Annotated in this window: 17 protein-coding genes; 10 read left to right on the forward strand and 7 right to left on the reverse strand. The window is 72.4% G+C overall.

Annotated features, from left to right (window positions below; translation table 11 throughout):
- Positions 1-18 precede the first annotated feature (18 nt).
- On the forward strand, positions 19-1,194 hold the full coding sequence (gene hutI, locus IE260_RS29570) for an imidazolonepropionase (protein WP_189877452.1): 1,176 nt from the start codon (positions 19-21) through the stop codon (positions 1,192-1,194).
- 19 nt (positions 1,195-1,213) lie between these two features.
- Here hutI and IE260_RS29575 read toward each other — a convergent pair whose 3' ends face one another.
- On the reverse strand, positions 1,214-2,791 hold the full coding sequence (locus IE260_RS29575; protein WP_189877364.1) for an RICIN domain-containing protein: 1,578 nt from the start codon (positions 2,789-2,791) through the stop codon (positions 1,214-1,216).
- 203 nt (positions 2,792-2,994) lie between these two features.
- Positions 2,995-3,921, reverse strand: coding sequence for an RNA polymerase sigma factor SigF (locus IE260_RS29580; RefSeq protein ID WP_189877366.1), 927 nt, complete (start codon positions 3,919-3,921; stop codon positions 2,995-2,997).
- Between the two features lie 238 nt (positions 3,922-4,159).
- Between IE260_RS29580 and IE260_RS29585 the strand changes: the two genes are divergently transcribed.
- On the forward strand, positions 4,160-4,537 hold the full coding sequence (locus IE260_RS29585) for an STAS domain-containing protein (RefSeq protein WP_189877368.1): 378 nt from the start codon (positions 4,160-4,162) through the stop codon (positions 4,535-4,537).
- A gap of 236 nt (positions 4,538-4,773) precedes the next feature.
- The gene (locus IE260_RS29590) at positions 4,774-5,388 is read left to right on the forward strand and encodes an ATP-binding protein (RefSeq protein WP_189877369.1); all 615 of its coding nucleotides are present in this window, start codon (positions 4,774-4,776) and stop codon (positions 5,386-5,388) included.
- A gap of 680 nt (positions 5,389-6,068) precedes the next feature.
- Here IE260_RS29590 and IE260_RS29595 read toward each other — a convergent pair.
- Positions 6,069-7,565, reverse strand: coding sequence for an oligopeptide:H+ symporter (locus tag IE260_RS29595; RefSeq protein ID WP_189877371.1), 1,497 nt, complete (start codon positions 7,563-7,565; stop codon positions 6,069-6,071).
- A 523-nt stretch (positions 7,566-8,088) separates the two neighbouring features.
- Between IE260_RS29595 and IE260_RS29600 the strand changes: the two genes are divergently transcribed.
- Together IE260_RS29600 and IE260_RS29605 are read left to right on the forward strand one after the other, a co-directional pair.
- A complete protein-coding gene (locus IE260_RS29600) occupies positions 8,089-8,766 on the forward strand; it encodes a response regulator transcription factor (RefSeq protein ID WP_048819934.1) in 678 nt (225 codons plus the stop codon).
- Positions 8,767-8,835: 69 nt separating this feature from the next.
- The gene (locus IE260_RS29605; protein WP_189877373.1) at positions 8,836-10,110 is read left to right on the forward strand and encodes a sensor histidine kinase; all 1,275 of its coding nucleotides are present in this window, start codon (positions 8,836-8,838) and stop codon (positions 10,108-10,110) included.
- Positions 10,111-10,147: 37 nt separating this feature from the next.
- Here the strand turns inward: IE260_RS29605 and IE260_RS29610 are convergent, their stop codons facing one another.
- Positions 10,148-10,747, reverse strand: a complete 600-nt coding sequence (locus tag IE260_RS29610; protein ID WP_189877375.1) for a GtrA family protein — start codon at positions 10,745-10,747, stop codon at positions 10,148-10,150.
- Between the two features lie 155 nt (positions 10,748-10,902).
- Between IE260_RS29610 and IE260_RS29615 the strand changes: the two genes are divergently transcribed.
- Genes IE260_RS29615 through IE260_RS29625 form a run of 3 tightly spaced genes read left to right on the forward strand, consistent with a single transcriptional unit; the run spans position 10,903 to position 13,747 of the window.
- Complete coding sequence (locus IE260_RS29615; protein ID WP_189877377.1) at positions 10,903-12,042, forward strand: 5-(carboxyamino)imidazole ribonucleotide synthase; 1,140 nt, start codon at positions 10,903-10,905, stop codon at positions 12,040-12,042.
- Positions 12,039-12,563 (forward strand): 5-(carboxyamino)imidazole ribonucleotide mutase, encoded by a 525-nt coding sequence (gene purE, locus IE260_RS29620; RefSeq protein ID WP_189877379.1) that lies wholly within the window; start codon positions 12,039-12,041, stop codon positions 12,561-12,563. The genes IE260_RS29615 and purE overlap by 4 nt, the downstream gene beginning before the upstream one ends.
- Positions 12,564-12,568: 5 nt before the next feature.
- Entirely contained in the window at positions 12,569-13,747 is a 1,179-nt protein-coding gene (locus IE260_RS29625; protein ID WP_189877380.1) for a dipeptidase, read from the forward strand.
- Here IE260_RS29625 and IE260_RS29630 read toward each other — a convergent pair.
- Positions 13,696-14,835 (reverse strand): alkene reductase, encoded by a 1,140-nt coding sequence (locus IE260_RS29630; protein WP_189877382.1) that lies wholly within the window; start codon positions 14,833-14,835, stop codon positions 13,696-13,698. The two genes, IE260_RS29625 and IE260_RS29630, sit on opposite strands and share 52 nt — an antisense overlap.
- A 54-nt stretch (positions 14,836-14,889) precedes the next feature.
- Between IE260_RS29630 and IE260_RS29635 the strand changes: the two genes are divergently transcribed.
- Positions 14,890-15,249, forward strand: coding sequence for a MerR family transcriptional regulator (locus IE260_RS29635; RefSeq protein WP_189877384.1), 360 nt, complete (start codon positions 14,890-14,892; stop codon positions 15,247-15,249).
- 256 nt (positions 15,250-15,505) lie between these two features.
- Positions 15,506-16,633, forward strand: coding sequence for a dipeptidase (locus IE260_RS29640; protein ID WP_189877386.1), 1,128 nt, complete (start codon positions 15,506-15,508; stop codon positions 16,631-16,633).
- Between the two features lie 11 nt (positions 16,634-16,644).
- Here IE260_RS29640 and IE260_RS29645 read toward each other — a convergent pair whose 3' ends face one another.
- Together IE260_RS29645 and IE260_RS29650 are read right to left on the reverse strand one after the other, a co-directional pair.
- Positions 16,645-17,037 (reverse strand): VOC family protein, encoded by a 393-nt coding sequence (locus tag IE260_RS29645; RefSeq protein ID WP_188178704.1) that lies wholly within the window; start codon positions 17,035-17,037, stop codon positions 16,645-16,647.
- 18 nt (positions 17,038-17,055) lie between these two features.
- Positions 17,056-17,415: a VOC family protein gene (locus IE260_RS29650; RefSeq protein WP_189877388.1), complete on the reverse strand. Its 360-nt coding sequence runs from the start codon at positions 17,413-17,415 to the stop codon at positions 17,056-17,058.
- Positions 17,416-17,417 lie beyond the last annotated feature (2 nt).

Consider the following 17,417-nt stretch of genomic DNA (forward strand, 5'->3'; position numbering starts at 1 on the left):
AAGGACGAGACGGACACCATGAGCAGCAGCACCGTCATCACCAACATCGCCGCGCTGGTCACCAACGACCCCTCCCTCGGTGACAACTCCCCCCTCGGACTGGTCCGGGACGCGGCCGTCGTCATCGACGGCGACCGCATCGCGTGGACCGGTGAATCAAGCAAAGCACCCGCCACTGACAATCGCCTCGACGCCGAAGGCCGGGCCGTCCTGCCCGGCTTCGTCGACTCCCACTCCCACCTCCTCTTCGCGGGCGACCGCACCGAGGAGTTCAACGCCCGCATGTCCGGCCGCCCCTACGGCGCGGGCGGCATCCGCACCACCGTGGCCGCCACCCGCGCCGCGAGCGACGAGGAACTGGAGGCGGGCCTCACCCGCTACCTCGCGGAGGCACTGCGGCAGGGCACCACCACCTTCGAGACCAAATCCGGATACGGCCTGACCGTCGCCGACGAGTCCCGCGCCCTGCGCATCGCCGCCCGCCACACCGACGAGGTCACCTACCTCGGCGCCCACATCGTCGCCCCGGAGCTCGCCGACGACCCGGCCGCCTACGTCGACCTCGTCACCGGCGAGATGCTCGACGCCTGCGCCCCGCACGCCCGCTGGATCGACGTGTTCTGCGAGAAGGGCGCCTTCGACGGCGACCAGGCCCGCGCCATCCTCACCGCAGGCAGGGCCAAGGGCCTCCACCCCCGCATCCACGCCAACCAGCTCACCCACGGACCCGGCGTGCGGCTGGCGGTCGAACTCGACGCGGCCAGCGCCGACCACTGCACCCACCTCACCGACGCCGACGTGGACGCGCTCGCGAACAGCCGTACGGTCGCGACCCTGCTGCCCGGCGCCGAGTTCTCCACCCGCGCCGAGTGGCCCGACGCCCGCCGCCTGCTCGACGCCGGCGTCACGGTCGCGCTGTCCACCGACTGCAACCCCGGCTCGTCCTTCACCTCCTCCGTCCCCTTCTGCATCGCGCTCGCGGTGCGGGACATGGGGATGACCCCGGACGAGGCGGTGTGGGCGGCCACGGCGGGCGGCGCGGCGGCGCTGCGCCGCGACGACATCGGCCGCCTCACCCCGGGCGCGTACGCGGACCTGACCCTCCTCGACGCCCCGAGCCACGTCCACCTGGCCTACCGGCCCGGCGTACCGCTGGTCGCCGGGGTGTGGCGGCGGGGCGTGCGGGTGGTGTGACCGGCTGGCCGGCGCCCGGTCAGGAACCCGCCCGCCAGCGCTGGTCGGCCCGCTCCGTCTCCGTCACCAGCACCACGGACGTGCCTCCGCCCGGCGTCACCGCACGCTCCGGGTCGATGCCCGGGCGGATCACCCCGCGTGCGTCCACCGCGAACCGGAGGTTCTGCCCGTTGCGCCCGTCGACGGAGTCGCACTCCCAGATGCCGACGCCCCGGTCCACGGAGCCGCGGCTGTCCAGGCAGTAGTCGGTGTCGGCGTACGACTGGACCACCCCGCGCCCGGCGTCGACCCGCCACAGCTGGGTGGGGGAGGAGGTGCAGGGCGCCGTGACGACGTCCGTGCCCTTCTCCAGGGCGCCGTCGCGGATGTCCAGGCACCGGCCCGAGGCGACGTTCACCACCTGGGCGTACGAGCCGTCCGGCGGCCGGAACGGCGGGGCGTCCCGCGCCGGCGGCGGCGTGGGACGGGCAGTGCGCGACGGTGCCGGACTGCGCGTCGGGGTCGGGGTCGGGGACGGGGAGGAGGCGTCCGACGGGGACGCGGAGACCGGCGGGGAGGGCGCGGGCGGCGCCGCGGACACCGTCGCGGTCACCGTCACCGGCGGCGGGCCGGACGGCGTGGCCGCCGAGCCCGCCGGCCGCTGGGACGGCGTACCGCCCTGGGACACCAGGAAGACCAGCAGCGGAGCCAGGGCCACGCCGAGTGCCGCGGAGGCCAGCGCGAAACGGCGGGACGGCGGCCACGGCCCGGGCGCGCCGGGGGACGTCGGGTGCGGGTCGGCCGGCTCGCGCACCGCGTACGCCGTGCCCGCCCAGGGCAGCAGGCCCTCGGCCAGGGCCGTGCGCGGGTCGTCCCGCAGGGCGCACAGCTCCTCGTGGGCCGCCGTGCAGTGCGGGCACGTCGTCATGTGGCTGTGCAGGTCGGAGCTCTCGCGGGGGTTGTCGGGCCGTACCGACTCCTCGATGAGCCGCCGGAAGTCCGGGCAGCGGGGGTCGTCGGAGGCGCCCAGCCGGGACCGCAGACAGGCCTGGCCCAGCGCCTGCAGCGCCGGACCGGTGCCGTACGTCACGTCATGGCGGGAGAGGCCGAGCAGCGAGGCCGTGCGGTCCGCGGGCTCCCGGTCCACCACCCCGTACCAGATCAGGCCCTGGGCCCGGGGCGGCAGGGAGCGGAACGGCGCGAGCATGGTCGGCACCGGGCCGCCCGTGTCGCCGGTGCCGCCCGCGTTGAGGACGAGGAGCAGGCCCGGGTCCAGTGCGGCGGCCCGTTCGTCGGCCGCCCACTCGGCGGCGACCTGCCCGGTCAGCAACAGGAGGTGGTGCCGCCACGGACCGCCGGGATCGGTGCCCCGGGCGGTCTGACGGGCCGCCAGGGTGAACGCCTGCGCGGCCAGTTGCCGCGCCGCCGACTCGCCGGCGGCGCACAGGCGGGCGTAGGCGAGGACGGAGGGCTGGTGCCGCGCGCGGAGTTCCTGGAGCGCCGGGTACGCGGTGGGCGTCCGGGCGCGCAGCAGTTCGGCCAGGCGCGCGTCGGAGGCGTCGGCGTGCGTTCCGTCCCCGGCCCGGTCGCCGTCGCCGGTCCCGTCCCCCCGCGTCATCCGCCCGCCTCCTCGCAGCCGCGACACCGTGCCGCCCCCGGTCCTGACGTACCAGCCGGTCTGGGCGTGCCCATAGTGGTGGAAGGGGACCGGGGAGAAAAGGGGTTCCCGGAGTTTCCGCGGGTAACAAGCGGCCCTGCGAGGGGAGCACGGGGGCGGTCCGGCCGGACCGCCCCCCTCGGGCGGACGTCACCGAGTGACGGTCACTCCTCGAGCGTCAGCCCCTTGCGGAGCCGGACCAGCGTCCGTGACAGCAGCCGGGAGACGTGCATCTGCGAGATGCCGAGCTCGTCACCGATCTCCGACTGGGTCATGCCCGCGACGAACCGGAGGGAGAGGATCTTCCGGTCCCGCGAGGGGAGTTCGGCGATCAGCGGCTTCAGCGACTCGACGTACTCGATGCCTTCGAGGCCGTGGTCCTCGTATCCGATGCGGTCCGCGAGCGCGCCCTCGGCGTCGTCCTCCTCCGGCTGGGCGTCCAGCGAGGAGGCGGTGTAGGCGTTGGACGCCGCCATGCCCTCGACGACCTCGTCGTTGGACAGGCCCAGGTGCTCGGCCAGTTCGGCCACCGTCGGGGCGCGGTCCAGCCGCTGGGCCAGTTCATCGCCGGCCTTGGCCAGGTCGAGTCTGAGTTCCTGGAGCCGGCGCGGGACGCGCACGGACCAGGAGGTGTCGCGGAAGAACCGCTTGATCTCGCCGATGATGGTCGGCATCGCGAACGTGGGGAACTCGACACCGCGGGAGAGTTCGAACCGGTCGATCGCCTTGATCAGGCCGATCGTGCCGACCTGGATGATGTCCTCCATCGGCTCGCTGCGCGAGCGGAAGCGGGAGGCGGCGAACTTGACCAGGGCGAGGTTGAGCTCGACGAGCGTGTTGCGTACGTACGAGTACTCGTGGGTGCCTTCCTCCAGCGATTCCAGCCGCTCGAAGAGGGTCTTGGACAGGGCCCGGGCGTCGGCCGGAGCCACCTCGTCGTATGCGGGGATGTCCGGAAGCCCGGCGAGGGCGCCGTCGACGTCGGTGCCCGCGTCATGGTGCTCGATGGGATCCAGATGTTCCGGAGGGGGTGTCGACGTCGCTTTGTGGGTACGCGATCCGTCGAGCCGGGGTGACATGATGTCCTCCATCGTTCTCGGCATACGGCTGCCGAAGCCAGTACGTGCACTGCGGTGTGCGGCGCCTCCAAAGCCGGCCGTGTCGGTTACGTGTTCCTACTAGCCCTACCGGGTTTACCGAGCTCACCGCAAGTGTGTTCTGTGTGGGTATGTCCGTTTGTGTGCGGTTGTTCGGGTGTCGAAGGGCGTAGGGAAGGCGTAGTGTTCGAGGGCGTCAGCAGCAGTCACGACCCCGGGAGAGAGAGACGGCATGGACCGCGGGACGGTCGGCAGCGCACAGTCGGGCCGGCTTCTGGTGGAGGTGCGGGAAGAGGGCCACAGTGCCGTCGTGACTCCGGCGGGTGAGTTGGATCACCACACCGCCGATCTGTTGCGCGAGCCGCTGGAGGACTGCCTCGCCAAGGGATTCAACCGCCTCGTCGTCGACTGCTCACGCCTGGAGTTCTGCGACTCCACAGGACTCAACGTCCTGCTCGGCGCGCGGCTGAAGGCGGAGGCCGCAGGGGGTGGCGTGCACCTGGTGGGGATGCAGCCCGTGGTGGCGCGGGTGTTCGAGATCACTGGGGCGGAGGCTGTCTTCACTGTCCATGACACGCTTGAGGCGGCCCTGTCCGACGAGTCCGACTGACCGCCCCACGCCGGGCCGGAGACGGGTCTCGTGCGGCCCCTGGGACCGGTGTTCGTCCCCGGCTCTGTGTTTCTTGCCCAATACAGGGGTGTTCTGTCGGTCCGCTCGGGCAGGAGACATCCTGAACCTGTCGGCTGCCCGGGCGGGACGCCGGGGTGGACCGCACTCCTGTACGGCGTGACTGACTGTGTACGACTTTGAAACGTGAACTGGTGAATCGGTGAGGTGAAGCGCTGATGAGCACCACCCGGCCCTACTCGCCGGGCGACCGCGGTCCGGAGCCCAGCGGCGCTTCCGGGGCGTCCGAGGACGGCGCACCCGCGACCGGGGAGCCCGCAGGAGGCCCGCCCGCGGCGGGCGTCTCCGCGGGGCAAGCCGCCGTCCCCGGGGCTGCCCGCGCGCCCCAGGGGACCGCGGACCGGCCGTCCGCGCCCGCCGCCGGCCGGCAGGTCCGCAGGCTGAGCTTCGACGGTCAGAGCGGTGTCGTCCCGCTCGCCCGGGACTTCACCCGCCAGGCGCTGTACGCCTGGGGCTGGCTGCCCTCCGCCACCGCCGACCAGCGCGCCGCCGCCGAGGACGTCCTGCTCGTCGTGTCGGAGCTGGTCACCAATGCCTGCCTGCACGCCGAGGGGCCGGACGAGCTGTGGATCACCTGCGACAAGAAGGTGATCCGGCTGGAGGTCTCCGACCGCGGCACGGGCCAGCCGGCACCCCGCACCCCGCACCGCGCCGGGCGCCCCGGCGGCCACGGCATGTTCATCGTGCAGCGGCTCTGCCTGGACTGGGGCGTCGTACGGACCCCGGGCGTCGCGGGCAAGACCGTCTGGGCGGAACTCGGCGCGCCCGCGTAGGCCACCGACTCCAGCGGTCAGCACACGAACGCCCGGCCCCTCGGGATCCCGAGGGGCCGTTGTCGTGCCCGCGCGAGTCCCGTGACCGGGTCGGCCGCCCTCGCAGGCGCGGGGCCGGGCTGGCTGTCGTCCCGTTGAGGTGGCCACCGTGGTGGCCCGGACGTGTGCGTAGGGGTCCCTCGGCGTTTCGTGGGGCCGTTGTCGTGTCGGCGGGGGTGCTGCGGCGTGGTCGGTCGTCTTCGGACGTGCGGGGGCCGGGCTGGCTGTCGTCCCGTTGAGGTGGCCACCGTGGTGGCCCGGACGTGTGCGTAGGGGCCCCTCGGCGTTTCATGGGGCCGTTGTCGTGTCGGCGGGAGTCCAAGCGGCGTTGTCGGCCGTCCTCACACGCGTGGGCCCGGAGCGCCCCGTTCCGGTGTGCGGGACGCCGTGGTCGGCGGCCGGTGGTGTGGGCGCGCCGGGTGCCCGGGCCTGCGCGGTCGCGCAAGGCCGTCAGGCTTGCGCACGCCCGGTCCTGGCCGGCTGCCGCGGTGCCGGGCGGGCGACCCGAGCCGTTCCGCCGCAGCCCGCGCAGGGTTGCCGGGCGTTCTCCCGCGCGCGGACGTCCCCGCAAACGCCCGGAGGGCCGCCGCATCCACCAGGGATGCGGCGGCCCTCCGTCGGCAAGGCCGGACCGGCAGACGTCAGCGGACGTCGCCCATGAGCTCCTTGACCCGCTTGCGGTACATCCACACCGCGACACCGGCGACCACGGCGAGCGTGGCCTCCGCGGCGACGATGCCCGTCTTGTTCAGGTCGACGCCGGCGATGGACAGCAGACCCGTGGTCGCGTCACCGGCGGTGACGGCCAGGAACCAGACGCCCATCATCTGCGAGGCGTACTTCACCGGCGCCATCTTCGTGGTGACCGACAGGCCGACCGGGGAGAGCAGCAGCTCACCGCAGGTCTGGACGAAGTAGATCGCCACCAGCCACAGCGCCGCCGCCTTGTGACCGCCCTCGGCGATCGCCAGCGGGGCCAAGAAGAGGAAGAAGGACGCGCCGACCAGGACCAGGCCGAACGAGAACTTCACGATCGTGCTCGGCTCCTTGCCGCGCCGGGCGAGCGCCAGCCACAGCGTGGCGAAGACCGGGGCCAGCGCCATGATGATGACCGGGTTGACCGACTGGTACCAGGAGACCGGGAACTCCCAGCCGAAGACGCTGTTCTCGGCCGAGGAGTCGGCGAAGATCGAAAGGGTCGAACCGCCCTGGTCGTAGATCATCCAGAAGACGGCCGCGGCGACGAAGAACCAGATGTACGCGGACATCTTGGACTGCTCGGCGCGGTCCAGTTCCTTGTCCCGCTTGATGCGGGTCAGCACCAGCACCGGGATGATCACGCCGAGCAGCGTCAGCGGGACCAGGATCCAGTTCAGCGTGTAGTGGCCGGAGAAGCCGACGATGGCGTAGAAGACGACGGCGACGGCGGCCCAGAACGCGGCCTTGCGCAGCGTCGAGGTCTTCTCGGCGGCCGACAGCGGCTTCGGCACGACGCTGGAGTGCGGGGCGAGGTTGCGGCTGCCGATCAGGAACTGGGCCACACCCAGCGCCATGCCGAGCGCGGCCAGCGCGAAGCCCAGGTGCCAGTTGACGTTCTCACCGATGGTTCCGATGATCAGCGGCGCGGCGAAGGCACCGAGGTTGATGCCCATGTAGAAGACGGTGAAGCCGCCGTCGCGGCGCGGGTCGTCCGGGCCGTCGTAGAGCTGGCCGACCATCGTGGAGATGTTGGCCTTCAGCAGACCGGAGCCGATGGCGACCAGGCCGAGACCGGCGTAGAACGTGCCGGACGACGGCAGCGCCAGCGTGAGGTGGCCGAGCATGATGATGCCGCCCGCGACGGCGACGGTCTTGCGGGGGCCCCACACACGGTCGCCGAACCAGCCGCCCGGCATCGTGAGCAGGTACACCAGCGAGAGGTACACCGAGTAGATCGCGGTGGCGGTGCCGGCGCTCAGGCCCAGGCCGCCCGGGGCCACGAGGTACAGCGGGAGCAGGGCCCTCATGCCGTAGTAGGAGAAACGCTCCCACATCTCGGTCATGAAGAGAGTGGCCAGTCCGCGGGGGTGGCCGAAGAAGGTCTTCTCGGAACCGGGGGTGCCCGGGTGGACCGAGTCCTTCGTCAGGCTGGACGCCATGGTCGTTCCTTGCTGGTCGGGACGCGCTCATGAGGCGATGCGCGCCCGGTGGGGGCGGCCGGCACCGGCGGCCTCGCCCGTCCACCCCACGCCCTGAGGGATTCCGCTCCGGATCACGAAGCGGTGGACGGCGACCACCGGGATCCACGCCTCGGCGCGCGTCGCTGCGCGTCATGAGGCCCGGCCACAGGTCATTCCTTTCAAGGCTGGCCGTGGACCAGCCCGCACACAAAAGAGACCTTCGGCGTCGAAGCCGCCAAAGGTCCCCGTGGTGCTACAGGCGTTGATTCACCATACGGCAGGACACCGCCCGGTATGGAAGCACTTGAGACACGGATCACAGGTGATGAGGGAACCGCGGACGATCTTTCGAAGGTCCATTCCAGGATGGCACCTCACAGCCGCAGGTTCCCCACCGGGGTCGACGGGGCAGCCGGGAACCGGTGTCCGGCATGTCCGAAGGTAAGAAGCGGCCTGGTCGATCACACCTCGGCCGTTGCTCCGAGCGGACTACCATCAGCTCATGACCCGTGTACTGCTCGCCGAGGACGACGCGTCCATCTCGGAGCCGCTGGCCCGCGCACTGCGCCGGGAAGGGTACGAGGTCGAGGTGCGTGAGGACGGACCCACCGCGCTCGACGCCGGGATGCAGGGCGGCGTCGACCTGGTCGTGCTGGACCTCGGCCTGCCCGGCATGGACGGCCTGGAGGTCGCCCGCCGGCTGCGTGCCGAAGGCCACACCGTGCCGATCCTCATCCTGACCGCGCGCGCCGACGAGGTGGACACCGTCGTCGGTCTGGACGCCGGCGCCGACGACTACGTCACCAAGCCGTTCCGGCTCGCCGAACTGCTCGCCCGGGTCCGGGCCCTGCTGCGGCGCGGTGCCGCCGAGCCCCAGCAGCCGCCCGCCACGCACGGTGTGCGCATCGACGTCGAGTCGCACCGGGCCTGGATGGGCGACGAGGAGCTCCAGCTCACCGCCAAGGAGTTCGACCTGCTGCGGGTCCTGGTGCGGGACGCGGGCCGGGTGGTCACCCGCGACCAGCTGATGCGCGAGGTCTGGGACACCACTTGGTGGTCGTCGACGAAGACCCTCGACATGCACATCTCCTGGCTGCGCAAGAAGCTGGGGGACGACGCGGCGAACCCCCGCTACATCGCCACCGTGCGGGGCGTGGGCTTCCGCTTCGAGAAGAACTGAGCCCCCGGGGGGCCGGTCACGGGCATGATGGGCAACACGGGCAGTACGGGTGACAACGGGTAAGAGGACATGCGCCGTCGACTGATCCAGTCCACGCTCGCCGTGGTACTCGTCGTGATCGGCGTCTTCGGCGTCTCCCTGGTCATCGTCGAGACCCGGACGATCAGCAGCACCGCCCAGGAACGGGTCGACCTGGAGGCGGCCCGGCTGGCCAGCATCGTGGACAGTCGCCTGCTCGGCACGGGCACCGTCGACGCGGACGTCCTGCGGCAACAGGTCGAGGGCAACCGCTACGCCGAGATCAGCATCCCCGGCCGGCCGGTCATCGAGGTGGGCACCGAACCGACCGGTGACGTCATCCGCGGCGAGGCCACCGGGGAGGAGGGCGAGACGGTCCTCGTCGAGGAGCCCAAGTCCTCGGTGACCCGGGAGGTCGGCCGCACCCTGCTGATCATCGGCCTGGTGGCGCTGCTGGCGGTGGTCGCCGCGGTGCTGCTGGCGATCCGCCAGGCCAACCGCCTCGCCTCCCCGCTCACCGACCTCGCCGAGACCGCCGAACGCCTCGGCTCCGGCGACCCGCGCCCCAGGCACAAGCGGTACGGCGTCCCCGAGCTGGACCGGGTCGCCGACGTGCTGGACGCCTCCGCGGAACGCATCGCCAGGATGCTGACCGCCGAGCGCCGGCTGGCCGCCGACGCCTCGCACCAGCTGCGTACGCCGCTGACCGCGCTGTCCATGCGGCTGGAGGAGATCACCCTCACCGACGACCCGGAGACGGTGAAGGACGAGGCGACGATCGCGCTGACCCAGGTGGAACGTCTGACGGACGTGGTGGAACGGCTGCTGACCAACTCCCGCGACCCGCGCAGCGGCTCCGCCGTCACCTTCGAGCTGGACGACGTCATCCAGCAGCAGATCGCCGAGTGGCGCCCCGCCTACCGCAGCGCGGGACGCGCCATCGTCAGCTCCGGAAAGCGGCACCTGACGGCCGTGGGCACACCGGGCGCGGTGGCGCAGGTGCTGGCCGCGCTGATCGAGAACTCCCTGATGCACGGCGGCGGCACCGTGGCCCTGCGCACCCGGGTCACCGGCAACCAGGCGGTGGTCGAGGTCACCGACGAGGGCGCGGGCGTCCCGGCCGACCTGGGGGCGCGGATCTTCGAGCGTACGATCAGCGGACGGAACTCGACGGGCATCGGCCTGGCCGTCGCCCGTGACCTCGCCGAGGCGGACGGCGGACGCCTGGAACTGCTGCAGGCCAAGCCTCCGGTGTTCGGCCTGTTCCTGTCCCGCACCCCTCCGCCGAAGAAGGCGTCGACGGGTACGGGGGAGACGGTCCGCTAGCCGCCGCAGAACTCCGGGCGGGGCCCTGGACCGCGGGTCACGGCCTGCGGGCCGCGCCGACCCGGGTCGCTCCGGCGGGACGGGGGGCGGGGCGGCCGTCCGCCGCGGGGACCGCCGCCGGCTGCTCGTGCTCCGGGAAGGACTCGGCCCGCACCACCGGCTCCCGGGCCGGCAGCGCGCGGAAGACCCAGGTGCGGTACGACCAGAAGCGGAACAGCGTTCCGAGACCGATGCCGACGAACTTGAAGATGTTGCTCTGCAGCGGGCTGTCCCAGCCGAAGCCGTACGTCGCCGTGTACAGCACACCGTTCTCGATCACGAGCCCGACCGCGCTGAACAGCAGGAACAGCGACATCTCGCGCGTGCGCCCGCTCTTGTCGCGGTCCCGGTACGTGAAGTAGCGGAAGCCCAGGTAGTTGAAGACGATCGCGACGACGGTCGCGACGATGCTCGCCCGCACCACCTGCAGGTCGGTCGTGTGCCGCACCAGGTTGAACACGAGGAGGTTGACCAGAACCCCCGCGCCGCCCACCGCGCCGAACTTCACGACCTCGCGGACCAGCCGGTCGACCCGCTGCCGCACCGCGCCGCGGGGTGCCGGGGGAGCCGTTGGAGGCCCCGAGGAACCATGTCCCATGGTCGTGCAGGCCCCCGTCCGTCGGTTGGCGTCAACCCAGTCATGCTAACCACCCGCACGCGCGATCTTCCTGCCGACGGGGGCCACGGGCGGGAAGAGGACCGGCGGAACGGCCGGTAATCCGGTGGGCTCCTCGCGGCCGATACGCTAGGGGTGTGACGTTCCCGGTAGTCGGCATGGTCGGCGGGGGTCAGCTCGCTCGTATGACACACGAGGCGGGCATCCCGTTGGGCATCAGGTTCAAGCTTCTCAGTGACACTCCTCAGGATTCCGCGGCGCAGGTCGTCAGCGATGTCGTCATCGGCGACTACCGCGACCTCGACACGCTGCGCGACTTCGCACGCGGGTGCGACGTGATCACCTTCGATCACGAGCACGTGCCCACCGAGCACCTCCGGGCCCTGGAGGCGGACGGCATACCCGTGCGCCCAGGGCCCGACGCGCTGGTGCACGCCCAGGACAAGGGCGTGATGCGGGCGAAGCTCGACGCGATCGGCGTGCCCTGCCCGCGGCACCGGATCGTGAGCGATCCGCAGGACGTGGCCGCGTTCGCGGCGGAGGGGGACGGCTTCCCGGTCGTCCTCAAGACCGTCCGCGGCGGCTACGACGGCAAGGGCGTGTGGGTCGTGGACTCCGTCGAGGAGGCCGCCGAGCCCTTCCGCGCCGGTGTGCCCGTGCTCGCGGAGGAGAAGGTCGACTTCGTCCGCGAGCTCGCCGCCAACGTCGTACGCTCCCCGCACGGTCAGGCGGTCGCCTACCCGGTCGTCGAGTCCCGGCAGGTGAACGGCGTCTGCGACACGGTGATCGCGCCCGCCCCCGACCTCGACGAGGCCCTGGCCCTCGAGGCCGAACAGATGGCGCTCAGCATCGCCAAGGAGCTGGACGTCGTCGGTCACCTCGCCGTCGAGCTGTTCCAGACCCGCGACGGCCGCATCCTCGTCAACGAGCTGGCGATGCGCCCGCACAATTCCGGCCATTGGTCGATGGACGGCGCGATCACCAGCCAGTTCGCCAACCATGTCCGCGCGGTCCTCGACCTGCCCCTCGGCGACCCGCGCCCGCGCGCGAAGTGGACCGTGATGGTCAACGTCCTCGGCGGCGACTACCCGGACATGTACTCCGCGTACCTGCACTGCATGGCCCGCGACCCCCAGCTGAAGATCCACATGTACGGCAAGGACGTGAAGCCCGGCCGCAAGGTGGGCCACGTCAACACCTACGGCGACGACCTGGACGACGTGCTGGAGCGCGCCCGTCACGCAGCCGGCTACCTGAGAGGCACCATCACCGAATGAGCCCTGTTGTTGGCATCGTCATGGGGTCGGACTCCGACTGGCCCGTCATGGAGGCCGCCGCCAAGGCCCTCGACGAGTTCGAGATCGCCTACGAGGTCGACGTCGTCTCCGCGCACCGCATGCCGCACGAGATGATCGCGTACGGCGAGCAGGCCGCCGGACGCGGACTGAAGGCGATCATCGCCGGGGCCGGAGGCGCCGCCCACCTGCCCGGCATGCTCGCCTCCGTCACCCCGCTGCCGGTCATCGGCGTGCCCGTGCCGCTGAAGTACCTCGACGGCATGGACTCGCTGCTGTCGATCGTGCAGATGCCGGCAGGCGTACCCGTCGCGACCGTCTCCGTCGGCGGTGCCCGCAACGCCGGTCTCCTCGCCGCCCGCATCCTCGCCGCCCACGACGAGGAGCTGCTGACGCGGATGCGCGAGTTCCAGCAGGACCTCAACGACCAGGCCACCGAGAAGGGCAAGCGGCTGCGGTCCAAGGTCGAGGGATCCGCGGCCGGTTTCGGCTTCGGGAAGTGACGGGGATGACGTCACTGGACCAGGCCCGCGAGCTGCTGCGGGAGTTCCCCGTCGTCGACGGTCACAACGACCTGCCCTGGGCCCTGCGCGAGCAGGTGCGCTACGACCTCGACGCCCGCGACATCGCCGGCGACCAGGCCGCCCACCTGCACACCGACATCCCCCGGCTGCGCGCGGGCGGCGTCGGCGCGCAGTACTGGTCGGTGTACGTGCGCTCGGACCTGCCGGGCGCGGTGCCGGCGACGCTGGAGCAGATCGACTGCGTACGGCAGCTGCTCGCCCGTCACCCCGAGGACCTGCGTGCCGCCCTGACCGCCGCCGACATGGAGGCGGCGCGCGCGGAGGGCCGTATCGCGTCGCTGATGGGCGCCGAGGGCGGCCACTCCATCGACAACTCCCTCGCCACGCTCCGCGCCCTGTACGCGCTCGGCGTGCGCTACATGACGCTCACCCACAACGACAACGTGGCCTGGGCGGACTCGGCGACCGACGAGCCCGGCGTCGGCGGCCTGTCGGCCTTCGGCCGCGAGGTCGTGCGGGAGATGAACCGCGAGGGCATGCTCGTCGACCTCTCGCACGTGGCGGCGACGACCATGCGGGACGCGCTGGACACGTCCACGGCCCCGGTGATCTTCTCGCACTCCTCCGCGCGGGCCGTCTGCGACCACCCGCGCAACATCCCCGACGACGTGCTGGAGCGCCTGCCCGCCAACGGCGGCATGGCCATGGTGACGTTCGTGCCGAAGTTCGTGCTCCAGGCGGCCGTGGACTGGACGGCCGCCGCCGACGAGAACATGCGGGCGCACGGCTTCCACCACCTGGACACCAGCCCCGAGGCGATGAAGGTCCACCGCGCCTTCGAGGAGCGCACCCCGCGCCCCGTCGCCACCGTGTCCACGGTCGCCGACCACCTCGACCACATGCGCGAGGTCGCCGGCGTCGACCACCTCGGCATCGGCGGCGACTACGACGGCACGGCGTTCACCCCGGACGGCCTGAACGACGTGTCCGGTTACCCGAACCTGATCGCCGAGTTGCTCGACCGTGGCTGGTCCAAGGCCGACCTGGCCAAGCTGACCTGGAAGAACGCGGTACGGGTGCTGGGCGCCGCCGAGGACGTCGCCCGAGACCTTCAGGCCACGCGGGGGCCGTCCAACGCGACGCTCGAAGCACTGGACGGCTGAGCGGCCCCGTCGCCGAGGGCGGGGTAGTCGGTGTAGCCGGTCGCCCCGCCCACGTACATCAGGTAGCGCTCGCGCACCTGGTTCAGGGGCGCGCCCAGGCGCAGCCGGGTCACCAGGTCGGGGTTGGCGAGGAACGGCCGGCCGAGGGCGATCAGGTCGGCCCCCGCGTTCAGCAGCCGTGCGGACGCCTCCTCGATCGCCGGGCCGGACATCTCCTGGAGCACCGGGTTGGCGACCAGTGTCCCCGGCCACCCGGCGCGGATCCTGTGGAAGACCGGTGCGTCCGGGTCGGCGAAGACCAGGTGCAGGTAGGCGAGTCCCAGCCCGCCGAGCCGCTCGACGAGCGCCGGATAGATCTCCTCCGTCTCGCCCTCCGCGATGCCGTTGACGGTGTTGCCGGGGGAGACCCGCAGCCCCACCCGCTCGGCCCCGATCTCGGCGGCCACGGCCTCGGCCACCTCGGCCGTGAACCGGATCCGCGCGGTGAGCGAACCGCCGTAGCCGTCGGTGCGGCGGTTGGTGTTGGCGGCCAGGAACTGGTGCAGGAGGTGGCCGTTGGCGGAGTGCACCTCCACGCCCTCGAACCCGGCGTCGAGCGCGCGCCGGGCGGCGCGCGCGAAGTCGGCGACGGTGCCGCGGATGTCCTCGACGGTCATCTCCCTCGGTACGACGGCCGGCCGGTGGCCGTCCGGCGTGAAGATCGTCCCGGGGAGCGGCACGGGCGAGGGCGCCACCGGCGTCAGCCCGCTCGTCGCGGGGTGGCCGACCCGGCCGCCGTGCTGGAGCTGCAGGAACATGCGGCCGCCGGCGTCCCGCACGGCGTCGGTCACCTGCCGCCAGCCCGCCACGTGCCGCGGGGTGTGGATCGCGGTGATGTCGGGGTACGTCTGCCCGACCGCGTTGGGTGTCGCGGCCTCGGCGATGATCAGACCGGCGGAGGCGCGCTGGGCGTAGTAGGTGGCCATCAGCGGGGTCGGGGTGCCGTCGGCCTCGGCCCGGTTGCGGGTCAGCGGGGCCATCACCAGACGGTTGGGGAGGGTCAGCGGGCCGAGGGCGGCGGATGCGAAGAGGTCTGTTGTCTGCGACATGTCCGTACGCTAGAACCTGACACTGGTGTCAGAATCAAGTCCTGGGGGCGGCGGATGAGGATCGGCGAACTGGCCGGGCGCACGGGCGTCAGCGAACGGTCGCTGCGCTACTACGAGAAGCAGGGGCTGCTCGCGGCCGAGCGTACGCCCGGCGGCCACCGCGAGTACCCGGAGTCGGCCGTCGACCGGGTGGTGCGGATCCAGGAACTGTTCGCGGCCGGGCTGTCCAGCAGCAAGATCGCGCAGTTGCTGCCGTGCATGCGGGACACCGACGGCGGCCCCTCGGCCGTCGCCACGCCCCGCCTGGTCGCCGACCTCGCCGCCGAGCGCGAGCGCATCGACCGCACGATCGCCGACCTGGTCCGCTCCCGGGAGACGCTGGACGAGGTGATCGAGGCGGCCCGGGGCCGCTGAACGGGCGGGCCGGTGTCGTCGTCCGCGGGGCGGGCGGTGGCGGTCGTTCGCCGGCGTGGGACTGATCGACGGCCGGACGGGCGCCTGCCCTCTCCGCGGACGCGGGCGGGCACGCCCGCGGATACCCGTCGGACTTGAGGACCGCGGCGGCCGCGGCCCGAACGCACCTACCCCCGAACGCTCCACCCACCAGGAAGCGCCCTGCGCTCCGTGCGACGGTGGCGGTAACCCGCGACGACCGTACGGAGCCCGCGTCATGGCAGATCTCCAGGACGACCTGCACACCAGCGCCGAGGCCGGCGAGCTCGACGACCTGTCCGTGCGGCTGCCCGCCGAGGTCTTTCCGCCCGAGCCGTACGCGCCCGTCTCCGACCACGACGAGCCGCTGACGCGGGCCCACGCCGTGCTCGCCGCCCACCCGGTCGCCGACGGCTGCTGCGGCCTGCCCCGGGTGCTCGGACCCCTGCCCTCGTACGACCTGGAACTCGGCGAGTACTCCTTCGACACCGACGTGCCCCGGCTTCGCGAAGGCCACGTCGGCGCCCTGTTCTGGTCGCTGCACCTGCCCGACGGCATCGACGGCGACCGGGCCGTCGGAGCCACCCTGGAGCAACTGGACCTGCTCGAGTCGGTCGTCCGGACCCATCCCGAGGGCCTGCGCCTGGCCCACGACGCCGGACAGACCACCGACGCCCGCAACTGCGGCCGCGTCGCCGTCGTGCCCGGCCCCGCCCGAGCGGCCGCCCTCGGCGACAGCCTCGGCGTCCTGCGCTGTCTGCACGCCCTCGGCCTGCGCGTCCTGACGCTCACCGGCGCGAGCTGGGCGAGCGAGGCGGGGCTCACCCGGTTCGGCGAGGAGGTCGTCCGTGAGATGAACCGGCTCGGCGTCCTCGCCGACCTCTCCGGCGCCTCCGCGGAGACCGTCCGGCGCACCTTCGCCGTGTCCAAGGCGCCCGTGCTGTGCACCCGGTCCGCCGCCCGTGCCCTGCGTCCGCACCCGGCCAACCTCCCCGACGACCTGCTCGTCGAGCTGGGCGCGGCCGGCGGCCTGTGCATGGTGCCGCTGACCGCCGAGCAGACCGGCCCGACCGTCCGCGACGTCGCCGACCATCTCGACCACGTCCGCACGGTCGCCGGCCCCGCCTGCGTCGGCCTGTCCGGCACGTACGACACGGGCGCCGCCCACCCGCTGGAGCTGGGCGACGCCTCCTGCTACCCGCGCCTCATCGCCGAGCTGCTGCGGCGAGGTTGGGCCGAGTCCGACGTGGCCCTGCTGACCTGGGGGAACGTCCAGCGCGTGCTGCGGGACGCGGCGTTCACCGCCCGCGCTGCCCAGCTGCGCCGGGAGCCGTCGCGGGCGACGATCGCCGACCTCGACGGCTAGCCGTCACCGCCTCACGCGTGCTCGATCCGGCAGAGGCAGAACGGGTGCCCGGCCGGATCGGCGTACACCTGGAAGTCCTTCTTCTCCCGGTCCTCCAGGTCCAGCGGACGGGCACCCAGCGCCAGCACCTTCTCGTGCGCCGCGTCGATCTCCTCCCAGGTCGACCCGGCGTCGAAGTCGAGGTGGAACTGCTGCGCGTTGCGGTCGGAGCGCGGCCACTCCGGCGGGGTGAGACCCGGTGCGCGCTGGAAGGCCAGGCGCGGCCCGCCGGGCACCTGGAGCACCACCCAGTCGGGGTCCTCCTCCTCGGGCGTGCCGCCCGCGACCTGCGCGTAGAAACGGGCCAGTTCGCGGGGCTCGGGGCAGTCGAGGACGACGGAACGAAAACGTGCCACGGATGCCATGCCAGGGTCCTCCCGGTGTCAGCAGGCGCAGAGGCAGAACGGGTGCCCGGCCGGGTCCGCGTAAACCCGGAAGCTCCGCGAGCGGTCCGCCGTGTCCAGCGGCTTCGCCCCCAGCTCCAGCACGGCCTTCTCGGCCGCGTCCAGGTCCTGCACGGTCAGGTCCAGGTGGAACTGCTGGGAGTGGTCGGGCGCCGGCCACTTCGGCGGTACGAAGCCGGGGGCCTCCTGGAAGGCCAGTGCCTGACCGCCGGGAAGCCTCAGGTCCACCCACTCGCCCTGGTCCTCGACGGAGCCGCCGAGGACCTCGGAGTAGAAACCGGCCAGGGCGCGGGGGTCGGGACAGTCCAGGACGACGACGCCCAGTTCGGCGACAGCCATGA

This window comes from Streptomyces viridiviolaceus (genome assembly GCF_014650995.1).
Lineage (GTDB): Bacteria > Actinomycetota > Actinomycetes > Streptomycetales > Streptomycetaceae > Streptomyces > Streptomyces viridiviolaceus.